The sequence below is a fragment of the Vibrio sp. vnigr-6D03 genome, from assembly GCF_002835515.1.
GTDB lineage: Bacteria > Pseudomonadota > Gammaproteobacteria > Enterobacterales > Vibrionaceae > Vibrio > Vibrio penaeicida.
Window position 1 is genome coordinate 201,392 of sequence record NZ_PIZL01000020.1, and the last position, 21,757, is coordinate 223,148.

The 21,757-nt window shown below is 42.9% G+C and carries 18 protein-coding genes; 11 read left to right on the forward strand and 7 right to left on the reverse strand.

Annotated features, from left to right (window positions below; translation table 11 throughout):
* The first annotated feature begins 24 nt into the window (after window positions 1-24).
* From CW749_RS17745 to CW749_RS17755, 3 genes are all read left to right on the forward strand, one after another.
* Window positions 25-945 carry an ABC transporter permease gene (locus CW749_RS17745; protein ID WP_101113607.1) on the forward strand — a complete coding sequence of 307 codons (921 nt, stop codon included), beginning with the start codon at window positions 25-27 and terminating at the stop codon, window positions 943-945.
* Window positions 942-1,736, forward strand: a complete 795-nt coding sequence (locus CW749_RS17750; RefSeq protein WP_101113608.1) for an ABC transporter ATP-binding protein — start codon at window positions 942-944, stop codon at window positions 1,734-1,736. Before CW749_RS17745 ends, CW749_RS17750 begins: the two co-directional genes overlap by 4 nt.
* A 164-nt stretch (window positions 1,737-1,900) precedes the next feature.
* Complete coding sequence (locus tag CW749_RS17755; RefSeq protein WP_101113609.1) at window positions 1,901-3,361, forward strand: sensor domain-containing diguanylate cyclase; 1,461 nt, start codon at window positions 1,901-1,903, stop codon at window positions 3,359-3,361.
* An 82-nt stretch (window positions 3,362-3,443) separates the two neighbouring features.
* Here the strand turns inward: CW749_RS17755 and dusC are convergent, their stop codons facing one another.
* Window positions 3,444-4,406: a tRNA dihydrouridine(16) synthase DusC gene (gene dusC / locus CW749_RS17760; RefSeq protein WP_101113610.1), complete on the reverse strand. Its 963-nt coding sequence runs from the start codon at window positions 4,404-4,406 to the stop codon at window positions 3,444-3,446.
* 153 nt (window positions 4,407-4,559) lie between these two features.
* Between dusC and CW749_RS17765 the strand changes: the two genes are divergently transcribed.
* Entirely contained in the window at window positions 4,560-5,153 is a 594-nt protein-coding gene (locus CW749_RS17765; protein WP_101113611.1) for an SEC-C metal-binding domain-containing protein, read from the forward strand.
* A 109-nt stretch (window positions 5,154-5,262) separates the two neighbouring features.
* Here CW749_RS17765 and dsbB read toward each other — a convergent pair whose 3' ends face one another.
* Both dsbB and nhaB read right to left on the reverse strand, forming a co-directional pair.
* On the reverse strand, window positions 5,263-5,793 hold the full coding sequence (gene dsbB / locus CW749_RS17770) for a disulfide bond formation protein DsbB (protein ID WP_101113612.1): 531 nt from the start codon (window positions 5,791-5,793) through the stop codon (window positions 5,263-5,265).
* A gap of 77 nt (window positions 5,794-5,870) precedes the next feature.
* Window positions 5,871-7,454 (reverse strand): Na(+)/H(+) antiporter NhaB, encoded by a 1,584-nt coding sequence (nhaB, locus tag CW749_RS17775; protein WP_101113613.1) that lies wholly within the window; start codon window positions 7,452-7,454, stop codon window positions 5,871-5,873.
* Between the two features lie 637 nt (window positions 7,455-8,091).
* Here nhaB and fadR point away from each other — a divergent pair.
* Window positions 8,092-8,931, forward strand: a complete 840-nt coding sequence (gene fadR, locus CW749_RS17780; protein WP_101113614.1) for a fatty acid metabolism transcriptional regulator FadR — start codon at window positions 8,092-8,094, stop codon at window positions 8,929-8,931.
* Between the two features lie 100 nt (window positions 8,932-9,031).
* On the opposite strand, the gene CW749_RS17785 is transcribed toward fadR, so the two are convergent.
* On the reverse strand, window positions 9,032-9,892 hold the full coding sequence (locus CW749_RS17785; protein ID WP_101113615.1) for a hypothetical protein: 861 nt from the start codon (window positions 9,890-9,892) through the stop codon (window positions 9,032-9,034).
* Window positions 9,893-10,197: 305 nt separating this feature from the next.
* Window positions 10,198-12,264 (reverse strand): methionine--tRNA ligase, encoded by a 2,067-nt coding sequence (metG, locus tag CW749_RS17790; RefSeq protein WP_101113616.1) that lies wholly within the window; start codon window positions 12,262-12,264, stop codon window positions 10,198-10,200.
* A gap of 160 nt (window positions 12,265-12,424) precedes the next feature.
* On the opposite strand from metG, the gene apbC reads away from it, so the two are divergent.
* The 4 genes from apbC (at window position 12,425) to CW749_RS17810 (ending at window position 18,034) form a co-directional block, all read left to right on the forward strand.
* A complete protein-coding gene (gene apbC, locus CW749_RS17795; RefSeq protein WP_101113617.1) occupies window positions 12,425-13,498 on the forward strand; it encodes an iron-sulfur cluster carrier protein ApbC in 1,074 nt (357 codons plus the stop codon).
* Between the two features lie 312 nt (window positions 13,499-13,810).
* On the forward strand, window positions 13,811-14,452 hold the full coding sequence (gene udk / locus CW749_RS17800) for a uridine kinase (RefSeq protein ID WP_101113618.1): 642 nt from the start codon (window positions 13,811-13,813) through the stop codon (window positions 14,450-14,452).
* 138 nt (window positions 14,453-14,590) lie between these two features.
* Entirely contained in the window at window positions 14,591-16,924 is a 2,334-nt protein-coding gene (locus CW749_RS17805; RefSeq protein WP_101113619.1) for an AsmA family protein, read from the forward strand.
* Window positions 16,925-17,080: 156 nt separating this feature from the next.
* Window positions 17,081-18,034 (forward strand): nucleoside hydrolase, encoded by a 954-nt coding sequence (locus CW749_RS17810; protein ID WP_101113620.1) that lies wholly within the window; start codon window positions 17,081-17,083, stop codon window positions 18,032-18,034.
* Between the two features lie 85 nt (window positions 18,035-18,119).
* Here CW749_RS17810 and cobO read toward each other — a convergent pair whose 3' ends face one another.
* Window positions 18,120-18,725 carry a cob(I)yrinic acid a,c-diamide adenosyltransferase gene (gene cobO / locus CW749_RS17815; protein ID WP_101113621.1) on the reverse strand — a complete coding sequence of 202 codons (606 nt, stop codon included), beginning with the start codon at window positions 18,723-18,725 and terminating at the stop codon, window positions 18,120-18,122.
* A 90-nt stretch (window positions 18,726-18,815) separates the two neighbouring features.
* Here cobO and CW749_RS17820 point away from each other — a divergent pair, with 90 nt between their 5' ends.
* The gene (locus CW749_RS17820; RefSeq protein ID WP_101113645.1) at window positions 18,816-19,271 is read left to right on the forward strand and encodes a low molecular weight protein-tyrosine-phosphatase; all 456 of its coding nucleotides are present in this window, start codon (window positions 18,816-18,818) and stop codon (window positions 19,269-19,271) included.
* Between the two features lie 136 nt (window positions 19,272-19,407).
* Entirely contained in the window at window positions 19,408-20,004 is a 597-nt protein-coding gene (locus tag CW749_RS17825) for a DUF1287 domain-containing protein (protein ID WP_180958434.1), read from the forward strand.
* 115 nt (window positions 20,005-20,119) lie between these two features.
* Here CW749_RS17825 and CW749_RS17830 read toward each other — a convergent pair whose 3' ends face one another.
* Complete coding sequence (locus tag CW749_RS17830; RefSeq protein ID WP_101113622.1) at window positions 20,120-21,676, reverse strand: SulP family inorganic anion transporter; 1,557 nt, start codon at window positions 21,674-21,676, stop codon at window positions 20,120-20,122.
* Window positions 21,677-21,757: the final 81 nt, after the last annotated feature.

Here is a 21,757-nt window from a genome sequence, read left to right on the forward strand (position 1 = left end):
ATATCAAGCAGAAAGGGAGTTGTTATGTCTGCTTTTGCATTTTTTGGAGCCCTTGAAATTGGGCTCGTTTATGGATTGGTCGCACTGGGTGTTTACTTAACGTTTAGAGTTCTAGATTTTCCGGATTTGAGTGTAGATGGTAGCTTCCCGATGGGGGCTGCTGTTGCTGCTACTGCTATTGTGGCAGGAATTGACCCGTGGGTTGCAACAGGCATGGCAATTATTGCAGGTGCAGCAACGGGATGGGTTACGGCGTTCTTAGCCGTGAAATGCGGAATACTGCATCTTTTAGCCTCAATATTAACCATGATCGCCGCGTTTTCTATCAATATCCGTATTATGGGTCGACCGAATATGGCGTTGATAGGCGAAAATACAATCCTTACGCCATTTGAAGCCTTAGGCGATTCAATGTACGTGCGTCCAATTGTTGTTGGGGTATTGGTTTTACTGTCGGCAATTTTTGTTGTACGTCTTCTAAATAGTGATTTTGGGTTAGGTCTTAGAGCGACAGGTGTTAATGCAAGAATGGTGGCATCGCAAGGTGCGAGCACGGCATTTTATACCTATTTCGGCTTAGCGTTATCAAATGGCTTCGTTGGATTTTCTGGGGCATTGTTTGCTCAAACAAACAGCTTTGCAGATGTCACTTCGGGGGTGGGTACCATAGTTGTTGGTTTAGCGGCAGTTATACTTGGGCAGACGCTAATCCCTGGCCGCAAAATTTGGGTGGCGGTTTTAGCCGTTATCGTTGGTTCGGTACTCTATAGGCTTGCAGTGGCATTTGCATTAAGTACAGGTATGTTTGGGCTGCAAGCTTCAGACTTGAACCTTGTCACTGCAGTGTTGGTTGCTTTGGCTCTGATTGCGCCAAAACTGAAAGGAAACCTTAACGCAAAAAAGGGCGGTAAGCCTGCAAAGGCTGAATCTAAGGAGGTAGCATGATCCAGCTCGACAATATTCAAGTTACCTTTAATGCAGGTACTATTTTAGAAAACAGAGCCTTAAGAGGTGTCTCTCTTACTGTTCCTGAACATGAATTCCTTACCGTTATTGGTTCCAATGGTGCGGGTAAATCTACCTTGCTTGGGGCCGTAACTGGTGAAACACCAATGGCGGGTGGCAGTGTCATCATTGATAACGTTGACGTGACTCGCCAAACCGTTGACCAACGCGCGAGCCAATGTGCACGAGTGTTTCAAGACCCGCTGGCTGGTACATGTGGCGATCTCACCATTGAAGAAAATATGGCGTTAGCCTATATGCGTGGTAAACGTCGCGGGTGGAGCTTTTCTTTATCATCAAAACGAAGAAAACTGTTCCAAGAGCGCATCAGTATTCTGGGTTTAGGCTTAGAGGACAGGTTAGGGGATAACATTGGTTTGTTATCGGGTGGGCAGCGTCAAGCTGTTAGTCTCGTTATGGCAACGTTATCCGAGAGTAAACTTCTACTTTTAGATGAACACACCGCTGCACTGGATCCTCGTATGGCGGCATTCATTATCGATTTGACGAAGCGAATTGTGAATGAATTCAACTTAACGGTAATGATGGTTACTCACTCTATGAAAGACGCGTTAGCGTGTGGTGATAGAACGGTCATGCTCCACCAAGGTGAGGTTGTGTTGGATGTTGCCGGAGATGAACGAGCAAACATGTCTGTCCCTGACTTACTCGAAATGTTCTCTAAAGTACGTGGTGAGGAACTTGCTGATGATAGCTTATTGCTAAATTAATTCTTTTCTTAAGAGATAAGTCACTCAACGTAAACGTAAACCCTCTTTAGCATAAAGAGGGTTTTTTCTTTTATTAAGATGCTGTTAATATTGCGCTTTCGTTCAAAATTGGCGCGTTATTTTAGTATGTGTTTTAAAACACTTTATTTTTGTCTGGGGTTCATATGATGTCGACCCAGCACATGAGTTTAAGATATGTATTTCTCATCCCAGCAATATTTGCTATTGGCATGTTGTTGATGGTGGCTATAAATTACTTCGAACGAAATGAAAAAAGGGTAGAGCGCGAATATAAACGGGTTGAAAACGCCATTCATCGTTCGGTGAAAATTCTGACTTCGCTTGATTACACTCTTTCTACTCACTATCAGAACGAAAACTTTCCTCACTTTCAGCATAACTCTCAAGTCAATAATGGTGTCTGCCATGTTTGGCCAATCGAAGCGCTGGTTCTAGCACAGGATAAAAACCTAAACATCCCTGCGGTGGATATTAGTTATATGATCTCGGGCGACCAATCAATGTGTCGTCGAGGTTCTGCATTAAATAGACACGCAGTAGAAATGATGGATTTAGCGCCGATGCTGTCATTCCTACACGATCTTGACGAACATATATTGGGTATTTATTACGTTGCGGAAGAGGGGCTAGTTATTTCTTCCCCTGATACTTTAGCGAAAAATATTGATCGATCTTCAATTGAGCATTTTAAATCTCAACCATTCTGGTATTTGACCAGCCGCAATTCAGATTCGATAACCGTTACAGGTCCAGTTGAAAACGCAAATGAGCTAGAAAGGGTGCTCACGTTGTCTTTGCCCGTTAGTCAGGGAGAGGATTTTAAAGGTGTAGTGTCGCTAGAGATAAAAACCGATCTACTTTTGAGTTCGGGGTCTTCACTGAGTGAAAGATTGCACTTGGTGCACAACGAGCAGCTTCACACCGTACGTGATAGAAACTTTGTGTACCCGTTATCTATTCAAGGGGTGGCGTTTGAGCATACGCTGTTTTATGAGTCAGATTTTGCCGATGAGTTATTGTCTTTACTCCATGAAGAACGGAATGCTGTCTTCATCATTGCGATTATCTACATTTTAACCGTGATCAGCCTGTTTTATTTGAATTTGAACTTCGAGCGCCGTTACTTTCAAAATTTAGCTGAAAAAGATTCAATGACAGGGCTACTTAATCGGAGAGGACTGGAAATTGAATTTAAAAAGCCGTGTCGTTATCAGTTTGAAGGTATTGCAGTATTTGATATTGATAACTTCAAGAAGATAAACGACACATATGGTCATGAAAAAGGAGACGAAGTGATCTGCTTTGTCGCCGATCAGATGCGTGCTGTATTAAGGGAAATGGATGCAGTGTCTCGATTTGGGGGGGAGGAGTTTGTCGTATACATAAGAGCGAATAGCCCGCAGCTTATTGTCGACATTGCTCATCGAATTCAAAAGCAAGTCGCCAGTCAATCCCATGAGCTTCTTGAGTGCGGTTTTTCTTTATCTGGCGGCGTGTGTGTCGAAGATCATCGAGAGCAGGCAAGCTTGAAAGATTTGGTTAAGTCTGCAGATAAAAAGCTCTACCATGCAAAAGAGTCTGGAAAAAATCAGGTGATCTTTTGAGGACGCTTTAGTACCTTAAATGGAAAATAGTGAGAGTGGCTTTCCTTTCGCTATTTTTCATTTTGCAGAGTATATGTCGTGATCAAATTGTACTCACACTCTGTATTGTATCTCGGTATCGCTGTATGTGATCTACAATCGGAGCCGCTTTATTAAAGGTGCGGATGTCACGGAACAAGGCCGCAGCTTCAGGGTACTCTTGTCTCAGATAAGAAAACCACTGTTTTACTCGGTTAGGGTAGTACAGCCCTTTGTCACCTTGGATTTCATATTCTGAATACTGAAGTAGCAGGTCAACGACGTCGTGCCACGGCATAGGTTGGTGATTGTGCTTTACTACATTTCCAAGGTTAGGCACGTTGAAGGCACCTCGACAAACCATAAGTGAGTCGATTCCCGACATTTCAATACAGCGTTGCCCATCTGCGTAATTCCATATCTCACCATTTGCGATCAAAGGGATACGGGCTTTCTGTTTTAGCTTCGCTAAGTATTCCCATTTGATTTCACTGGCTTTGTAACCCCCTGATTTCGTTCTAGCATGTACCGTGATCTCGTTAGCACCGGCTTGTGTAATGGCATCGACGATTTCAAAGCAATCATTCGGGTCTTCCCATCCTAACCGAATTTTTGCTGTGACTGGGACGATTGGATCTATGGCCTCTCGGCACGCTTTAACCACTTGATAAATCAGCTCAGGATGCTGCAACAAAGCGGCACCCCCCTTACTTTTGTTAACCATTTTAGCTGGGCAGCCAAAGTTAAGGTCAATTCCATCGGAACCGAGGTTTACGGCTCTAACGGCATTTTCAGCCATCCAGTTGGGTTCTTGACCAAGTAATTGTGTACGAACAGGCGTACCCGATTTGGTTTTACTTCCGGTATTGATTTCTGGGCAGATACGGGTAAAAACGTGGTCTGGTAATAGCTGATCAATCACACGCACGAATTCTGTAACGCACAGGTCGTAATCGTTTATGTTGGTCAGAATTTCACGCATTAGATGATCTAATACGCCTTCCATTGGTCCAAGTATTACACGCATAATTTTTACCTTGTTTTAGGGCTGCGCGATTGTATGCGAGAAGCTTATTGAATGCAAAACTGGTGGTGATTAGACAAGTAAAACAGCGGTATCTGGTTTCTTCATATGACTTGGGTATAATCCCCACCAACATACAGAAACAAGATAAACAAAATGTACCAACTGATTTCTCTGCCGAATGGTTACGATGGTGAAAATGCCTATTTTTACGAGGGTGCAGTGCTGGCTGCTAACTTCGCGACTCAACCGCTGGAGCCCAAAAAATGGTTACCTGAAATACAAGCTGAAGAGATAGAGAAGCAGATAGTTGATCAAATAAACAACCAGTATGCGTCTATAAAGTCTAGTGAATATAGACCGTCTGAATGGGCGAATGACAAAGAAGCGTTTGCCGATTTCTCTGAAGGCTTCATGTCGGTGTGGCCCATCATTGAAGAACAATGGCTTGAATCACAAGTTTCTGACGGTACTGCGCGGATGTTACAAGCCCTGCTTACCACATTTATGTTGGGGATTGACGAAGAGCAAACCCGTGAGCAAATGAAACAGGCAGGGGTAGATAATCCCCCTCGATTAGAAGATCTGTTACCGCAGTTGGATATTATGATTTCAGAAGTGGCGATGGCGGCTGATGAGCTAATGACTGGCGCTAAATCACAAAGCGTGAATCCATATAAGACCGTTGGAAGAAATGACGTGTGTCCTTGTGAAAGTGGCAAGAAATTTAAGAAATGTTGCGGTCGTTAGTTTAATCGTTATCCTCTAGCTTCCCCTATAAAAGATAAAGCGCCTATGCGGCGCTTTATCTTCCTATACTCAAGCATTTTTATAAATCGAAGGCTTGTAGTATCTATTCTTAAAATAACGTTCTTGGCTTTCTAGCGAATTGAGAAATAACCACAACCGCCAACGCAACCAACATACCAGCAAAAATAACGACTAACCATTGAGGCATAGACAGTGTTAGGAATTGCCACACAACCTTACTGCAATCGCCATATGCGTTGAATACCGATGGCATCCACTCATGAAGTGGTGCCCACTCAGGGAAAGAGACGAAAATATCGCATGTAGCAAAAGGGGAAGGGTTAAATTGATAATCGACATGCTGTAGCGAAAGCATTAAGCCTTTATAAGCGCTGGCTCCCCATCCAAAAAATCCGAGCCAACGAACGATGACGTTTTTAGGATTTAGCATACCCAAAATAGCCGCGAAGCCCACTCCCATCATAGCAACGCGCTCGTAAATACACATTACACATGGAGCCAACATCATAACGTGCTGAAAGTACAAAGCCGTAGCTTCCAGTGCCACGATAGAAATCAGCAGAATAAGCCATGACAGGCGACTCTCTGAAAATTGTTTGATTGCATATAAAGCGTTCAAGGTAATGTATCCTTATAAAAAAGCTCTGATAACTCAGAGCTTTTTATCTTGAATAAGTTCTCTATTCAACAAAAAAATTAATGTCCCTGTGACGAACTTACCGCTTCGCCTACATGATGAGATATCCACCCCATCTCATAGAAACTTGCTGTAAATGGCTCAAGCAGGAATGCGATACCGAACAAACCCACAATAGCAAGAACAAAGGTGTACGGCAGTGCCATAATAACCATGCGACCGTAAGACAAACGAATAAGCGGTGCTAACGCTGAAGTCAGCAAGAACAAGAATGCAGCTTGGCCGTTTGGTGTCGCGACAGAAGGAAGGTTAGTTCCCGTATTGATCGCAACAGCTAGTAAGTCGAATTGATCACGAGTAATTATGCCTTCAACAAGAGCGGATTTAACTTCGTTGATGTAAACCGTGCCGACAAATACATTGTCAGACACCATAGAAAGCAAGCCATTCGCGATATAGAACATGATCATTTGCTGGCCACCTTCCAAGGCGAGTACAGCATCGATTACTGGCTTAAACAGCTCTTGGTCGATGATGACAGCAACAACAGCAAAGAAAACAGCGAGAAGGGCGGTAAACGGCAGCGCTTCTTCAAATGCTTTACCTAGAGAGTGCTCTTCAATAACCCCTGTGAATGCTGTAGCTAGAATGATGACACTTAAGCCGATTAATCCGACTTCCGCTAAGTGGAACATCAGACCAACGATAAGCCATAGTGCAATTAAGCCTTGGATAACAAGTTTCGCAATATCTTGTTTATTTCGGCGCTTACGTTGCTCGTTATCGAAGTCCACTAGAATTTTTCTAACGCTTGCAGGTAAATCCGTGCCGTAGCCACATACTTTAAACTTCTCAACTAAAGCACAGGTAATCAGTCCGCAGAAGAATACGGGTAGAGTCACAGGCAACATGCGAATCATGAACTCACCAAACTGCCAACTTGCTTGGTCTGCAATGATCAGGTTTTGAGGCTCACCTACCATCGTCATTACTCCACCCAGAGCCGTACCGACGCCGGCATGCATAAGTAGAGAGCGTAAAAATGAACGGTAGTTTTCTAAGTCATCACGAGTAACTTCACACAAGTGGTCATCACTAGTGTGGTCGTGGTTAGCTTGAGAGCCCTTACCTGAGGCTACTTTGTGATATATCGAATAGAAGCCAACGGCCACAGAAATTACAACGGCGATAACCGTTAGAGCATCAAGAAATGCTGAAAGGAAGGCAGAAACAAAGCAGAACGCTACAGATAGCATAACCTTAGAGCGCACACCAAGCAGTATCTTCGTAAAGATGAAGAGCAAAAGCTCCTTCATGAAGTAGATACCCGCAACCATGAACACTAACAAAAGAAGAACCGGAAGGTTCGCTTCTAATTCATGATAAACCTGATTTGGGCTGGTCATCCCAATCGCAACCGCTTGAATAGCTAAAAGACCACCAGGCTGAAGTGGGTAGCATTTTAAAGCCATAGCCAATGTAAAGATAAACTCGATGATGAGCATCCAACCGGCAATGAACGGATCTACAAAGTAAAATACAATTGGGTTAATAATAAGAAAGGCAATAATGGCAAGCTTGTACCAATCAGGTGCTTTGCCAAGAAAGTTCTTAATGAACGCGTTTCCGAGTGACATCGGCATGATAAGACTCTTTTATTGTAAATTCGACACTGAGAGTGTGTCTCGATCCCTGACTATGAAATGCGGAATTTCATAAAAAATCATATCTTAAACAGTGACTTAGGAAAACAACTTCGATGGAAACCTCTGTAGCCTTGCCAAGTCACTCCTTGAGAAAGACAAGCACTCCTATACTTTCGACCGCAACTCTACTCCTACGTAATATTTAGTCAACCTAAAAATGTTTAAAATAGTTAAATTGACAGGCTTTTTTATCAAGAACTAGCGACATCGATTCATAGAATAGTACGAACTTTAACTTCTGCTTACACTTTTACCCTTGCCTGACTTAACCATCAAAATAAAGCACTTTAGCGGTAAACTGCAGGTGTTTTTGCCGAAATTAGGGTAAATTTCCATGTAAAATTAAGTCATTTTCATGCTTCGGGTAAGTATTTTATTTCGTTGCTTGATTGTTAAAATTGTTGAAAAATGAGATTTGACTCACAATGAGTGCGCTAATCTATCTCAGAATAAAAAAATCTAACGCGTAATCTCACAAACAAAGCAGGAATACACAGGGTTATTTTCTGAATTGTGCAAGTAGTGGTATGATGAGTGCAATTTTACGTTATAAATGCACCGGAAACCCGAATTCATGGTTATAAAGGCAAAAAGCCCAGCAGGTTTTGCTGAGAAGTACATTATTGAAAGTATTTGGAAGGGGCGCTTCCCTCCTGGCTCTATCCTACCGGCAGAGCGCGAGCTTTCTGAATTGATTGGCGTAACAAGAACGACGTTAAGAGAAGTATTGCAGCGTCTTGCTCGTGATGGGTGGCTAACCATTCAGCATGGTAAACCGACCAAAGTTAACCAATTTATGGAAACCTCGGGTCTGCATATTCTAGATACGCTAATGACCTTGGATGCGGATAACGCAACCAGTATTGTTGAAGATCTTCTTGCTGCACGTACCAATATCAGCCCAATCTTTATGCGTTATGCCTTTAAAGCTAATAAAGAAACGTCGTTAAAGACAATTCAAGGTGTGATTGATTCGTGTGAACAGCTATTAGAATCGGATAATTGGGATACGTTTGTTGAAGCGTCGCCTTACGCCGATAAAATTCGTGCTAACGTAAAAGATGACAACGAAAAAGATGAAGAAAAGCGTCAAGCTATTTTGATTGCCAAAACGTTCAACTTTTACGATTACATGTTGTTCCAACGCCTTGCCTTCCATTCCGGAAACCAGATCTACGGGCTTATCTTTAATGGTCTGAAGAAGTTGTATGATCGCGTCGGTAGCTATTACTTCTCTAACCCTGAAGCACGAGATCTTGCATTGAACTTCTACAAACAATTGCATGAAGTATGCGAGTCAGGTTCTCGTGAACAATTACCGATTGTTATTCGTCATTACGGGCTTGAAAGTGCACAAATCTGGAATAAGATGAAGGTGACACTACCGACGAACTTTACCGAAGACGACAGTTAAAGCGTTGTCGCTTAAAGCAATTGTCGTTTAGAGAAATAGATATTCATAACCCGCTTTTGGCGGGTTTTTTCATTCTCGGGCATATGGCTGTTCATCGGCTCTAAAGGGAAGCTTGTGAATGACGAGCATTGAGGTGGTTTAAAGGTAATATTTCCGGTAACGGCTCATAGAGTTCTTCGCAGATAGAGCTGATAACGTAGTCGTAAGCACTAAACAAGAATGCTGATATCCCATTGGTGAGTTTGTATAGGCTTTCCGTATCGATGAATTCATGGTCGCTAGATTCTTCTGTAAGAGCGCTTAATACATCGTTTAGTTTTAGTTGGACATCGGATGAAACAGGAACGGCACAACTCAAGCCTATTTGGGTTAGCCGCCTTTGAATTAAATGTCCGTAATGCAGGTAACGTCGTTTTCCTGCTTCTGTTTCAATCCCCTGAATACATACCCTCAGTTGCGTTAGACATTCCATAGCTTCGCAAATCAACTGCCAGTCATGGTGATACTGATCTGTCATGTCGTCACGATAAGCTTCAATCATCCAAGTGATGATGGACTCGTCCATTAGGTAGAGGCATTGGCGGATGACTTTACCGTGTGATACTTGGTTACGATTGACGCTATGGGTTCTCCACTCTTTACACATCAAAGTTAGGTTGATTAGTAGCACGCGATATTTTGCTTTATTTGAGTTCTCGCTGATTTTTTTAGCTTGTACGGCGAGTGATTTGATTTGTTCTTTTAACTTGAATAAGGACTTTAACGTTGCGTGTGATGCTTGATTACCTTCGGTAAGTACTTGATGTGTCAATGTACGATGTGCTCGGCATAATTGAATAATTTGACGCAATAGGTGCAGACCGTCGAGGTGGCGTTGGTCATTTTCTGCCTTTGCTTGGCTGCGTAGAAACAACGCTACGATACAAACGGATATAACCGTTAAGCTGATTAGTATAAACATGCACACCTCCCCAAGATGATTAGTCTATAGAGTGCATACTCAGTGCCAAATTTTTATTTATTTAAAATCAAAGAATTAGATTTATTCGTTTTTCAGGTCATGTCTAGGAGTAGTGCAATTGCACCAATTGGGGGAGTGGTTTTACGTGAAGTCGGTCTTTGAAAAAATTACGATGATTAGGTGATTAGGTGAATGGATATAAAAAAACCGCCTGCAAAGTAGGCGGTTTTAAATTTAGTGTGCAGTTACTTGCAAGGTGCAGTTACTTGCAAGGTGCAGTTACTTACAAGGTAAGGTGTAGTCACTTACATCACTCGCATGCCAGGTTTAGCACCTTCATGCGGCTCAAGTAACCATAAATCACTGCCTCCAGGACCCGCTGCGAGAACCATTCCTTCAGACATACCGAATTTCATCTTGCGAGGTTTTAGGTTTGCAACCATAACCGTGTACTTACCAACAAGGTCTTCCGGCTTGTAGGCTGACTTGATACCTGAGAATACTTGACGAGTTTCGCCACCAATGTCGAGTGTCAGCTTAAGCAATTTATTTGCTTTTGGCACTTCTTCGCACTCAACGATTTTCGCAATGCGTAAGTCCACTTTAGCAAAATCATCAAATTCGATTTCATCTGCAATTGGGTCTTTGCTCAGCTCAGTTTCTGTTTGCGCTTCTTGAGATTTTTCAGCAACGGCTTTTTCCGCTGCCGCAACTTCTTTAGACGCTTCAACCATCGCTTCTACTTTCTTAGGATCGATTCGGTTGAATAGTGCTTTGAACTTCGTGATTTCATGGCTCGTTAATGGCTGTGCAATGCCTTCCCACGTTAGCTCATCATTCAAGAAGCCTTCAGTGCGATCGGCAAGTGCTGGCATTACCGGCTTTAGGTAAATCATCAGAACTCGGAACAAGTTAATACCGACGGAGCAGATGTCTTGAAGTTCTTTGTCTTTGCCTTCTTCTTTAGCGACAACCCAAGGTGCCTTTTCATCGACGTATTGGTTTGCTTTATCAGCAAGTGCCGTCACTTCACGAATTGCACGGCTAAATTCACGTGATTCATACAGCTCTGCGATGCGATCTGCTGCTGATACGAACTCACTGTAGAGTTCTGGTTCAGCGAAATCATCTGAAAGTTTGCCTTCAAAACGTTTCGTAATAAAGCCAGCGTTACGAGAAGCAAGGTTTACAATCTTGTTCACGACGTCAGCGTTAACACGTTGAGTGAAGTCTTCAAGGTTGAGATCTAAGTCGTCTATGCGGCTGTTTAGCTTCGCAGCGTAGTAGTAGCGCAGGCATTCTGGATCTAGGTGATCTAGGTAAGTACTCGCTTTGACAAACGTCCCCTTCGACTTGGACATCTTCGCACCGTTCACCGTAACGTAACCATGTACGAATACGTTGTTTGGTTTGCGGAATCCAGAACCTTCTAGCATTGCTGGCCAGAATAGGCTGTGGAAGTAAACGATGTCTTTTCCGATGAAGTGGTAAAGCTCTGCGTTGCTGTCTTTCTTCCAGTATTCGTCGAAATCCAAATCATCACGCTTGTCACATAGGTTTTTGAACGAACCCATGTAGCCGATAGGGGCGTCTAGCCAAACGTAGAAGAATTTGTTTTTCTCACCTGGAATTTCAAAGCCGAAATACGGCGCATCGCGAGAGATATCCCACTGCTGCAAACCGGATTCGAACCATTCCTGCATTTTGTTGGCAGTTTCAGATTGCAGCGAACCAGAGCGAGTCCATTCTTTTAACATGCTCTCAAATTGAGGCAGGTCGAAGAAGAAGTGTTCAGAGTCTTTCATAATGGGGGTCGACCCCGATACAGCAGACTTCGGATCAATAAGCTCTGTTGGGCTGTAGGTTTCACCACAGTTGTCGCAGTTATCACCGTATTGATCATCAGACTTACATTTCGGGCACGTGCCTTTTACGAAACGGTCTGGTAAGAACATTTCCTTCTCTGGATCAAACAACTGAGAAATTGTACGGCTGGAAATGAAACCATTTTTCTTGAGCTGCAGGTAAATGTGAGAAGCCAGCTCACGGTTCTCTTCAGAATGCGTGCTGTGGTAGTTGTCAAAGCTGATATCAAATCCAGCGAAATCTTTTTGGTGCTCTTCACTTACAGCAGCGATCATCTCTTCTGGCGTAATACCCATCTGTTGTGCTTTAAGCATAATTGGCGTGCCGTGAGCATCGTCTGCACAGATGAAATTAACAGTGTTGCCACGAAGGCGCTGATAACGAACCCAGATATCCGCTTGGATATGCTCAAGCATATGTCCAAGGTGGATAGAACCGTTTGCATACGGTAGGGCACAAGTTACCAGTATTTTCCTTGTAGTAAGGTTTTTTGGATCGGTTGCCATACTTGTTATTCGCTTTAGATAGGTATTAATGTGATAGCCGCTAATAGTACCTTAAGCAGCAGCTTACTCCAACCCGCAGACTAGGCGTATATCCTAGTTTTTTCAGGGTTCTTTGCTAAAGAATGAAGTGTTAGGATGGACAAAAATAATTGGAGGTAATATGGAACAATTTCAATCAAAAGAAGCCCTGTGCCAGTGGCTAGGACAATACCGACATCCAATGCTGATCGATGGATGGAGCCAGACTCCTGGAATTGTGTCTGTTTTGGCGAGTGGTGTGATTAAGATTGAGATTCCATTTATCAATAAAGCGCTGCAGCAAAGCCTGAAAAATTGGATCGAAGATCAAATTAAATCCAGTTCTATACCTGCTTTTGAATACAACATCGTAGGTAATGTAAAATCGATGCAAACCACGGTGTTAGCTGAAGTAAAAGGTGTTAAGAATATCATCGCAGTTACGTCTGCAAAAGGAGGCGTAGGTAAGTCAACGACAGCTGTGAACTTGGCGATGGCGCTCAGTGTTTCTGGCGCGAAGGTTGGAATGTTGGATGCGGATATCTATGGTCCTTCCGTTCCTATTATGCTGGGCACTCAAGGGAAAAAGCCGGATGTCCGAGACAATAAATGGATGCAGCCCGTACAGGCACATGGGGTTTATACCAACTCAATTGGCTATCTTGTCGATGATTCCGATGCCGCCATTTGGCGTGGTCCCATGGCTTCTAAAGCGTTAGCCCAACTGCTTAACGAAACAGAATGGCCGGATTTGGATTATCTTGTTATCGATATGCCGCCAGGAACAGGTGATATTCAGCTTACGCTGTCGCAACAGATTCCAGTGACAGGTTCTTTGATAGTGACAACTCCGCAAGATCTTGCGTTAGCCGATACACGTAAAGGGGCGGCTATGTTTGAAAAGGTCGATGTACCTGTATTAGGCATGGTTGAAAATATGAGTTACCACATATGCAGCCATTGTGGTGAGAAAGAACATATATTTGGCGATGGTGGCGCAAGTCAAATGGCTCAAGAGTTTGGTTTGGCACTGCTGGCACAAATTCCACTGCATATTTCCGTTAGAGAAGATCTGGACAATGGTGCACCGACTGTCGTATCTCGCCCTGAATCACCTCATTCCGATATTTACCGCTCGCTAGCTGAAACCGTTGTAAGCCGTTTGTATTGGCAAGGTAAAGCCAAGCCAGATGCAATAAGCTTTGTTGCAGTGTAATAAAGCGACATCTTCATTAAAGTGAATTTGTAATAATTTCTCTAATCTTGTCTAAAAATGAAACGTTAGCCGAAGAGTTTAAAGTACTTTGGTTAACGATTCTTAGTTATGCAATCAGTGCAATATTTTTTCCTCCAAAAACATACCTTCGAATACTCTGCTTGAAAACCAAACAACAATGCATGTTATTGCTTATTACCAATAGATATTAATGATAATTTCGACACTCTATACTGGTATTAAGTATTGTATCTCCCTATAATCGGGCGGTTTAACCCAACTCAGCTACCAAATTAGTATCAGGTGCTATACATGTCTAATAACAATCAATGCGTCATCGTGGGAATTGCTGGCGCTTCTGCCTCAGGAAAGAGCTTAATCGCGAGTACAATCTACAACGAACTTCGTGCGAAAGTCGGTGACGATCATATTGGTGTGATTACGGAAGATTGCTACTACAAAGATCAAAGTCATCTGAGCATGGAAGAGCGTGAAAAAACCAATTATGACCACCCAAATGCGCTTGATCACGATTTGCTTTGTAAGCACCTAGAGCAATTGATTCAAGGGAATGCGGTAGAAGTACCCGAGTACAGTTACCCAGAACATACACGCACAGCGACTACAACGTCGTTAACGCCTAAAAAAGTGATCATCTTGGAAGGTATTCTTCTTCTTACGGATCCACGTTTACGCGATTTAATGCACGCGACAGTCTTCATGGATACACCATTAGATATCTGTTTACTTCGCCGCGTAAAACGCGATGTAGAAGACCGTGGTCGCTCTATGGAATCTGTGCTTAAGCAATACCAAGACACGGTTCGTCCTATGTTCATGCAATTCATTGAGCCTTCTAAGCAATATGCCGACATCATTGTTCCTCGTGGTGGCAAAAACAGAATTGCGATTGACGTTTTGAAAGCACATATCGCCAAACTACTAAAAAGCTAAGCGGTGCGGTGACTCAGGATTGTCAAAGTTCTGATAAATCGGAAAAAATTCATAACAAAAAGTGGCGCATTATGCGCCACTTTTGTATGTTTGAGGTAATTTAAATATATCTCCGGTCGCAGATTCAAGGAATCCAGGATGAAGAAGCTACTTCTTTTCATTGCAGTACCAATCACTTTGATTGTTGTTGCTCTACTTGCCCTCATTATTTTTGTTAACCCCAATCAATTTAAACCCATGATTGTCGAACAGGTTCAGAAGAACACTGGAATGACACTAGTGATTGAAGGGGATATTGGTTGGCAACTTTTTCCTAGCTTGGGGTTTAGTGTTGGTCAAACAGAATTAAGAAATCCAGAAGGCTTTTCATCACCCAATTTGTTAAAAGTCGAGCAAGTGGGCTTGGCCATTGAAGTGACACCGCTACTAAGCAATCAACTTGTTATTGGTAATGTGATTCTTGATGGTGCGGAAGTGGCGCTAGAAACACTAAAAGATGGGCGTTCTAATCTGGATGCTCTTACTCAATCTGGTCAAAGTGACCCTGTCAAAGTTGAAAACCAGCCAGAAACAGCTCCAACTTCCCAAAGCCCAGAGACGAGCACTGAACCTTCAGCACTTGAGCAATGGCAAGTATCTGTTGCTGGCATTACCATTTCCAATGCAAAAGTGACGGTATCAGATAAGCAGGTAGGAAGCTTGTTAACACTCAGTGATGCCAATGCTTCGTTGTCAGAATTTGAATTTGGCCAGTGGAGTAAGCTGACATTTGATGTAACAGGAGCACAGAATCAACAGAGTTTCTCTGCTGAAGGGCAAGTGGAATTCAAACTCTCTCAAGATCTTAAACAGTATGAATTGCGAAACGTCGATCTGGATGCAGGAGTGGAAGATAAATCTTTAGGGCTAAACGCTAAGGCAACACTTTCTCTGCCCGCTTTTGCTCTTGGAGAGTGGAATAGTATTGAATTTGATGTGAGTGGACAAAACCAACAACAGAATTTCGCCGCTAAAGGTGGAACCGAATTCTTCCTTTCAGAAGACTTTCAAGACTACCAACTGCGTAAGTTAGGCGTTGATGCTTCGTTTAGTGATCCAACAAACAAGGTCGAACAATTTCGCTTGGATTTAGCGACGTTTGCTTTTGATAAATCTAACGATCTTTCTTACCAACTTGCTGGCGATTTGGCAGGATTGAAAGTGGATTCAGAGGGCACATTGAGTGTAGTTGTCGACAAAGCTATTTCTAAGATTAAAGTGCAGAAAATTAAGTTATCAAACAACTTAGAAGGAGATGCACTTCCTCAATCACCAATGAAAGTAGACTTAGATGCAGGTGTGACATTTGACGTTAAGAAAAGTCATTTAGCATTGGCGTTAACCAAACTGACAGCAAATGACATTCAACTTGACGGTGACGCCAGTGTAACTTTGTCTGCGATCCCTCAAGTCAATTTCAATTTGCATAGCCCGAATATCGACTTGGACGCATTCCTTGGCTTGAATACACAACCGAAAGAGTCCGGTGCTGGTGGATCCCCAGAGGGTAATGATACATCTGCGGGTAAAGAAGCGCCTAAAGCGCCAGAAGTTGAACCTGATTTAAGTGCTTTGAAACTAGTTAATGCTAAAGGAAAGCTGGTTATTGATAAGTTCAAAGCGAACAATGCGAAATTGCAAAAGGTTACGACTCAGTTCACGTTGAAAAATGGTGTTCTCGATCTTTCACGTTTTAGTGCCAACTTATACGAAGGAAGTATCTCGACCAAAGCAAGGTTGGATGCAAGAAAATCCACTCCTTCTTATAGTATTAATGGTGGAGTGAAAGGGGTAAAAGTACAGCCTCTGATGATCGATGTTATCGATAACAATTTGTTAGAAGGTACGGGCAATATTGATCTGGCGTTAAATGGTCAAAGCTTGAAGCCTACAGCGCTGCAAGAAAACCTAAAAGGTACGGTAAAAATCAACTTTGCGGACGGTGCTGTGTATGGTGTCAACTTGCCTCACCTTATTCGCACGAATTATGCGAAGTTTAAAGGGCAGGATGTATCCACAGTAGAAAATGTGGAGAAAACCGATTTTTCCGCAATGACAGCCACGTTGAAGCTGAATAAAGGCGTCGTATCTACAGATAATCTCAATATGCAATCCCCGCTGCTGCGTATTACAGGTAAAGGAAACGCCAACTATATCAAGCAAAATGTAGATATGCTGATTCGCACATCGATCGTTGGGTCTTTAAAAGGGCAAGGCGGGGAAACTATCGATGACTTGAAAGATGTTACGATCCCTGTGCAGATAACAGGAGCGTGGGATGATCCTAAATTCAAATTGGTTTTCGACGATGTCCTGAAACAAAAAGCGAAGAAAGAAGCGGAGCGCGGAATCAAAAAATTGTTAGGGGATAAGGTTAAACCTGATCAATCTAAAGATATCGCAGATAAGCTGCTTAAAGGCTTATTCAATTAAAAGACAAATAGTTTTATAAAAAGCGCACTGTCTCGCAAGACAGTGCGCTTTTTTATTGCAATAAAATCCTATCCTTTGGAGCGTGATTCTCATCACAAGCGATATGAAAATTTGTGTTTATGATAAGTTTAATAATGCGACAAAGGTATGAACTGTATGGTAAAAAAAATCATTCTAGATACCGATCCTGGTATCGATGATTCCATGGCTTTGCTATTTGCAGAGGCACACTCCGACATTAATTTGATTGGTATTACGACTGTTTTTGGCAATGCTACTATCGAGAACAGCACTCGTAATGCCCAGTTTTTAAAGAACACATTTCAATTTACTTGCGATATTGCAAAAGGTGCAGAGGGACCGTTAGAAAGGAAACCTGCTGGTCCGTCTTCGCATGTACACGGTGAAAGTGGCTTTGGTGATGTCGATGTTTCTGGAGTGGACATCGGAGGAATCATTAACAAGCCCGCTTATCGCTACATTATCGATACGCTTAAAGAAAACCCCGGTGAAATAACGCTTGTTGCGGTTGGACCATTAACAAACCTTGCACTTGCTCTGGAAGAGGACGAAAGCATCACGTCCTTAGTCAAAGAGGTGGTGATTATGGGCGGTGCATTTGGGTTAAACAACCATCGAGGCAATGTTACTCCTCACGCTGAAGCCAATATTCATGATGATCCTCATGCCGCTCAAAGAGTGTTTTCTGCCTCATGGCCTATTTCAATAATCGGGCTAGATGTTACAGAGTCCAGTGTATTTGATGACGATTATTTCAGGTCATTAAAAGAAGACGCAGGGCAAGTGGGTGAGTTTATATGGGATGTAAGCCGATTCTATCTGAAGTTTTATGCGTCAGTTGTCGGTTTTAATGGCTGCCATGTGCATGATCCTTCAGCGGTCGCCTGCGTTGTTCAGCCAGATTTATTCGAGTTTGAAATGGGCTCGATAGAGGTAACAACAGATGGAGAAAAGCAGGGGATGACAACCCTTATAAAAGGGGAATCAAGCGATGGTCGAGCAGTGCAGAAGGTAGCGTCTAAAGTGAATACGAACGCCCTGTTAGCAATGTATAGAGAGAAGGTTGTGAAATTCGGACAGAATTTTTGAGTTTCCAAATGAATAAGTGCTTCCCATGAGGTTGTGGGGAGCACTTATAGAGAGTGGAGCCTATTCACTCGTGAAACAGAGGTGATTACCAATCAACCCCTTTCAATGCTTTAACACCGTTTTCAAACGCATGCTTAACATTGCGGACTTCGGATACAGTATCGGCAAGCTCAATGAGCTCTCTGTGAGCACCGCGGCCAGTGATAACTACCGATTGCATGAAAGGACGATTTTTCAATGCTTCCAAGACTTCTTCTAATTCGATGTAACCGTAGGTCACCATGTAAGTAATTTCATCGAATAGCACCACATCGATGGAATCATCTTGGAGCATTCGCTTACATTCTTGCCATATTATCTGAGCCGCTTTAATGTCTTTGTCGCGGCTCTGTGTTTCCCATGTAAAACCAGTACCCATTACCTGAAAGTCTACGCCAAGCTTTTCTAACAAATTGCGCTCGCCATTATCCCAAGTGCCTTTAATAAATTGGGCTACAGAGCAAGTCAGACCGTGCCCAACTGCTCGACAGATGGTGCCAAATCCAGAGGTTGATTTCCCCTTACCATTTCCTGTGATAACAAGCAAAATGCCTTTAACATCTTGTGCAGCAGCAATGCGCTCATCAACTTTTTCTTTAACTCGTTGCTGACGTGCTTTATGTCTTTCTTCTTTTCTGTCTTCTGCCGACATGGTTTTCCCTTTCTTACTGGATCTGAATGCGAGTATCATAACGTAACAAACGCTAGGTAAAAACCATAAGGAAAGCTGATGACAAACAAGATTTCAAAAGTACTCGTTGTTTGTTTGGGGAACATTTGCCGTTCTCCAACCGGAGAAGCTGTTTTAAAGGCGAAATCGAGCCAGAAAGGGCTGGATTTGATCGTAGATTCTGTAGGAACGGAAGCCTATCACAGTGGTGAGAAACCAGACCAACGTTCTATGCAAGCTGGGGAGAGAAGGGGCTATTCCTTTAAAGGGATGACCTCAAGAAAAATTCGGTTAGATGACTTCGAGCACTTTGACTTGATCCTAGCTGCTGACCGCTCAAACCTTTCCGATCTTCAACAGCAGTGCCCGTTAGAATATCAGCATAAATTGAAGCTGTTTTTAAGCTTTGGGGACAATCAATACGATGAAATACCAGACCCATATTATGGTGGTGAGAATGGTTTTGAAGTGGTTATTGATTTAATCGAAGACGCCAGCGACAACCTTATCCAACGGCTTTTAGAGTAGATCTGCATAACTGACAAAAATAAGTGTCATTGATTGAGATAATTGTAGGGTTTGACTCTCATTTTGCTTTTCGTTATCACAGCAAGTAGTTGTACTAAGGTAGTCTTAAAAAAACGGGTTAAACAACGGTTTGATAATGCCAAATAAGATAAAACTTTGTTCCTTAATCTCTCTTATGATCGTTAGCTTCGGAGCCCACTCTACTTCAACATCCCCTAGTGGATTGGTTGATGCGGCAATGGAGCGCACTGAGCACTTTGTGATATACGATGGTAGCTATGTCAGTATCCCTTATCCAAACGGTGATGTGGCGGCAAATAAAGGCGTTTGTACTGATGTAATCATACGAAGTTATAGAACTTTGGGAATAGACCTTCAAAAGCAAGTGCATGAAGATATGAAAGCCAATTTTGATAACTACCCCTCGAAGCGAATATGGGGGTTATCAAGACCAGATAAAAACATTGATCATCGTCGGGTGCCTAACCTTAAAGCGTTCTTTAAGCGTAACGGGCAAAGCTTAGCGATATCCAATGAAGGCAATAACTTTCTTCCGGGTGATGTGGTTACTTGGATGCTACCTGGAAACCTACCTCATATAGGCATTGTTGTTGAAGAGAAATCAGATGACGGAAAAAGACCTCTGATTGTTCACAATATTGGTTGGGGACCGAAAATGGATGACATGCTGTTTGATTATAAAATAACAGGGCACTATCGCTATTTTCCTTGAAGTAACTTTTCCTTAAAGTAATTCTCCCCTAACGCGCTTTCTTAGCCAGTTATAAACGAAAACCGACGCATTAGCGTCGGTTTAGTTATGTCGTTTTACGTCTAGCGAGAAGTGATTAAGCCAGAATATCGGTCGCTACTTTGTAGCTTGGATCTTCTTTTACGTTAATCTCAACAAGGCTGCCAGCTTTATCTAATAGTGCTCGACAATCTTGGCTTAGATGGCGTAAGTGAAGGGTTTTACCCGCTGCGGAATACCGCTCTGCTAACGTTTCAATAGCTTCGATTGCTGAGTGGTCGGCAACACGAGAATCAGCGAAATCAACAATAACGTCTTCTGGATCATTTGGCGCATCAAATAACTCTAGGAAGTTTGCAGCTGAACCAAAGAAGATAGGGCCATTAATGTGGTATTCCTTTGAGCCTTCGTCATTAATTTTGCTAGTGGCATAAATGTGCTTGGCATGTTCCCAAGCAAACATCAATGCAGATGCAATCACACCAACTGCTACTGCAACGGCAAGGTCGGTAAGTACAGTCACTACCGTTACGAGTACGATAACAAAGAAGTCTTGTTTTGGTACACGTCGTGCGAGTTTGAATGTTGCCCACTCAAACGTACCGATAACAACCATGAACATCACACCAACCAATGCGGCTAATGGAATCATTTCGATAAGGTTGGATGCGAATAGGATGAAGAAGAGTAATGCTAATGCAGCAACAATACCTGAAAGTCGACCACGACCACCCGAGTTTACGTTGATCATAGATTGACCAATCATTGCACAGCCGCCCATTGCACCGAACATGGAACAGGTCACATTCGCCATACCCTGACCAACACATTCACGGTTAGATTGACCGCGCGTGTTCGTCATCTCATCAAGTACTGTTAGTGTTAGCAGAGACTCAATCAGACCAATTGCGGCCAAAATGATGGCATAAGGAAGTATGATTTGCAGTGTTTCAAAAGAAACTGGGACGCTTGGGATAGAGAACGTTGGTAGTGATCCAGCTAATGTCGCGGCTTCGTCGCCACTCATTGTTCTCAGGAAGTCAACCACAGTACGTGTTTCTAAATCCAAGCCTACGACTAAGCCAGTAACGGTAACGATCGCGACAAGCGAGGAAGGAACAGCTGTGGTGAACTTTGGTAAAAAGTGAATGATAGCCATGGTTAATGCGACCAAACCGAGCATTAACATCATTTGATCACCAGGTAGCCAAGTTAGCGCACCTTCAAGGTCAGGGGCTTTGAACTGGCCAAGCTGTGCCAAGAAGATAACAATGGCCAAACCATTAACGAAACCTATCATTACTGGATGTGGCACCATACGGATAAATTTACCGAGCTTAAATATGCCTGCCGCTATCTGTAAGATACCAGCGAGTAATATGGCAGCAAATAGGTATTGAACACCGTGAGTGATAACCAGACTTGTCATCACAACTGCCATAGCACCAGTAGCACCAGAGATCATACCCGGGCGGCCACCAAACACAGATGTGATTAAACCTACGATAAATGCAGCATACAGACCAACCATTGGGTCTACGCCTGCTACGAAAGCGAATGCGACGGCTTCAGGAACCAATGCAAGGGCAACGGTTAAGCCAGAAAGCACATCATTTTTTACAGAGTGCTTTGAAAATTGCGGAAATTCGAACATGTTAGCTCAGTCAATTAGCTTGATAATACGTAATTTCGACTATTGGGGCTGAGTAACAGGTTGTTTAAAAGAGCAGCTCAA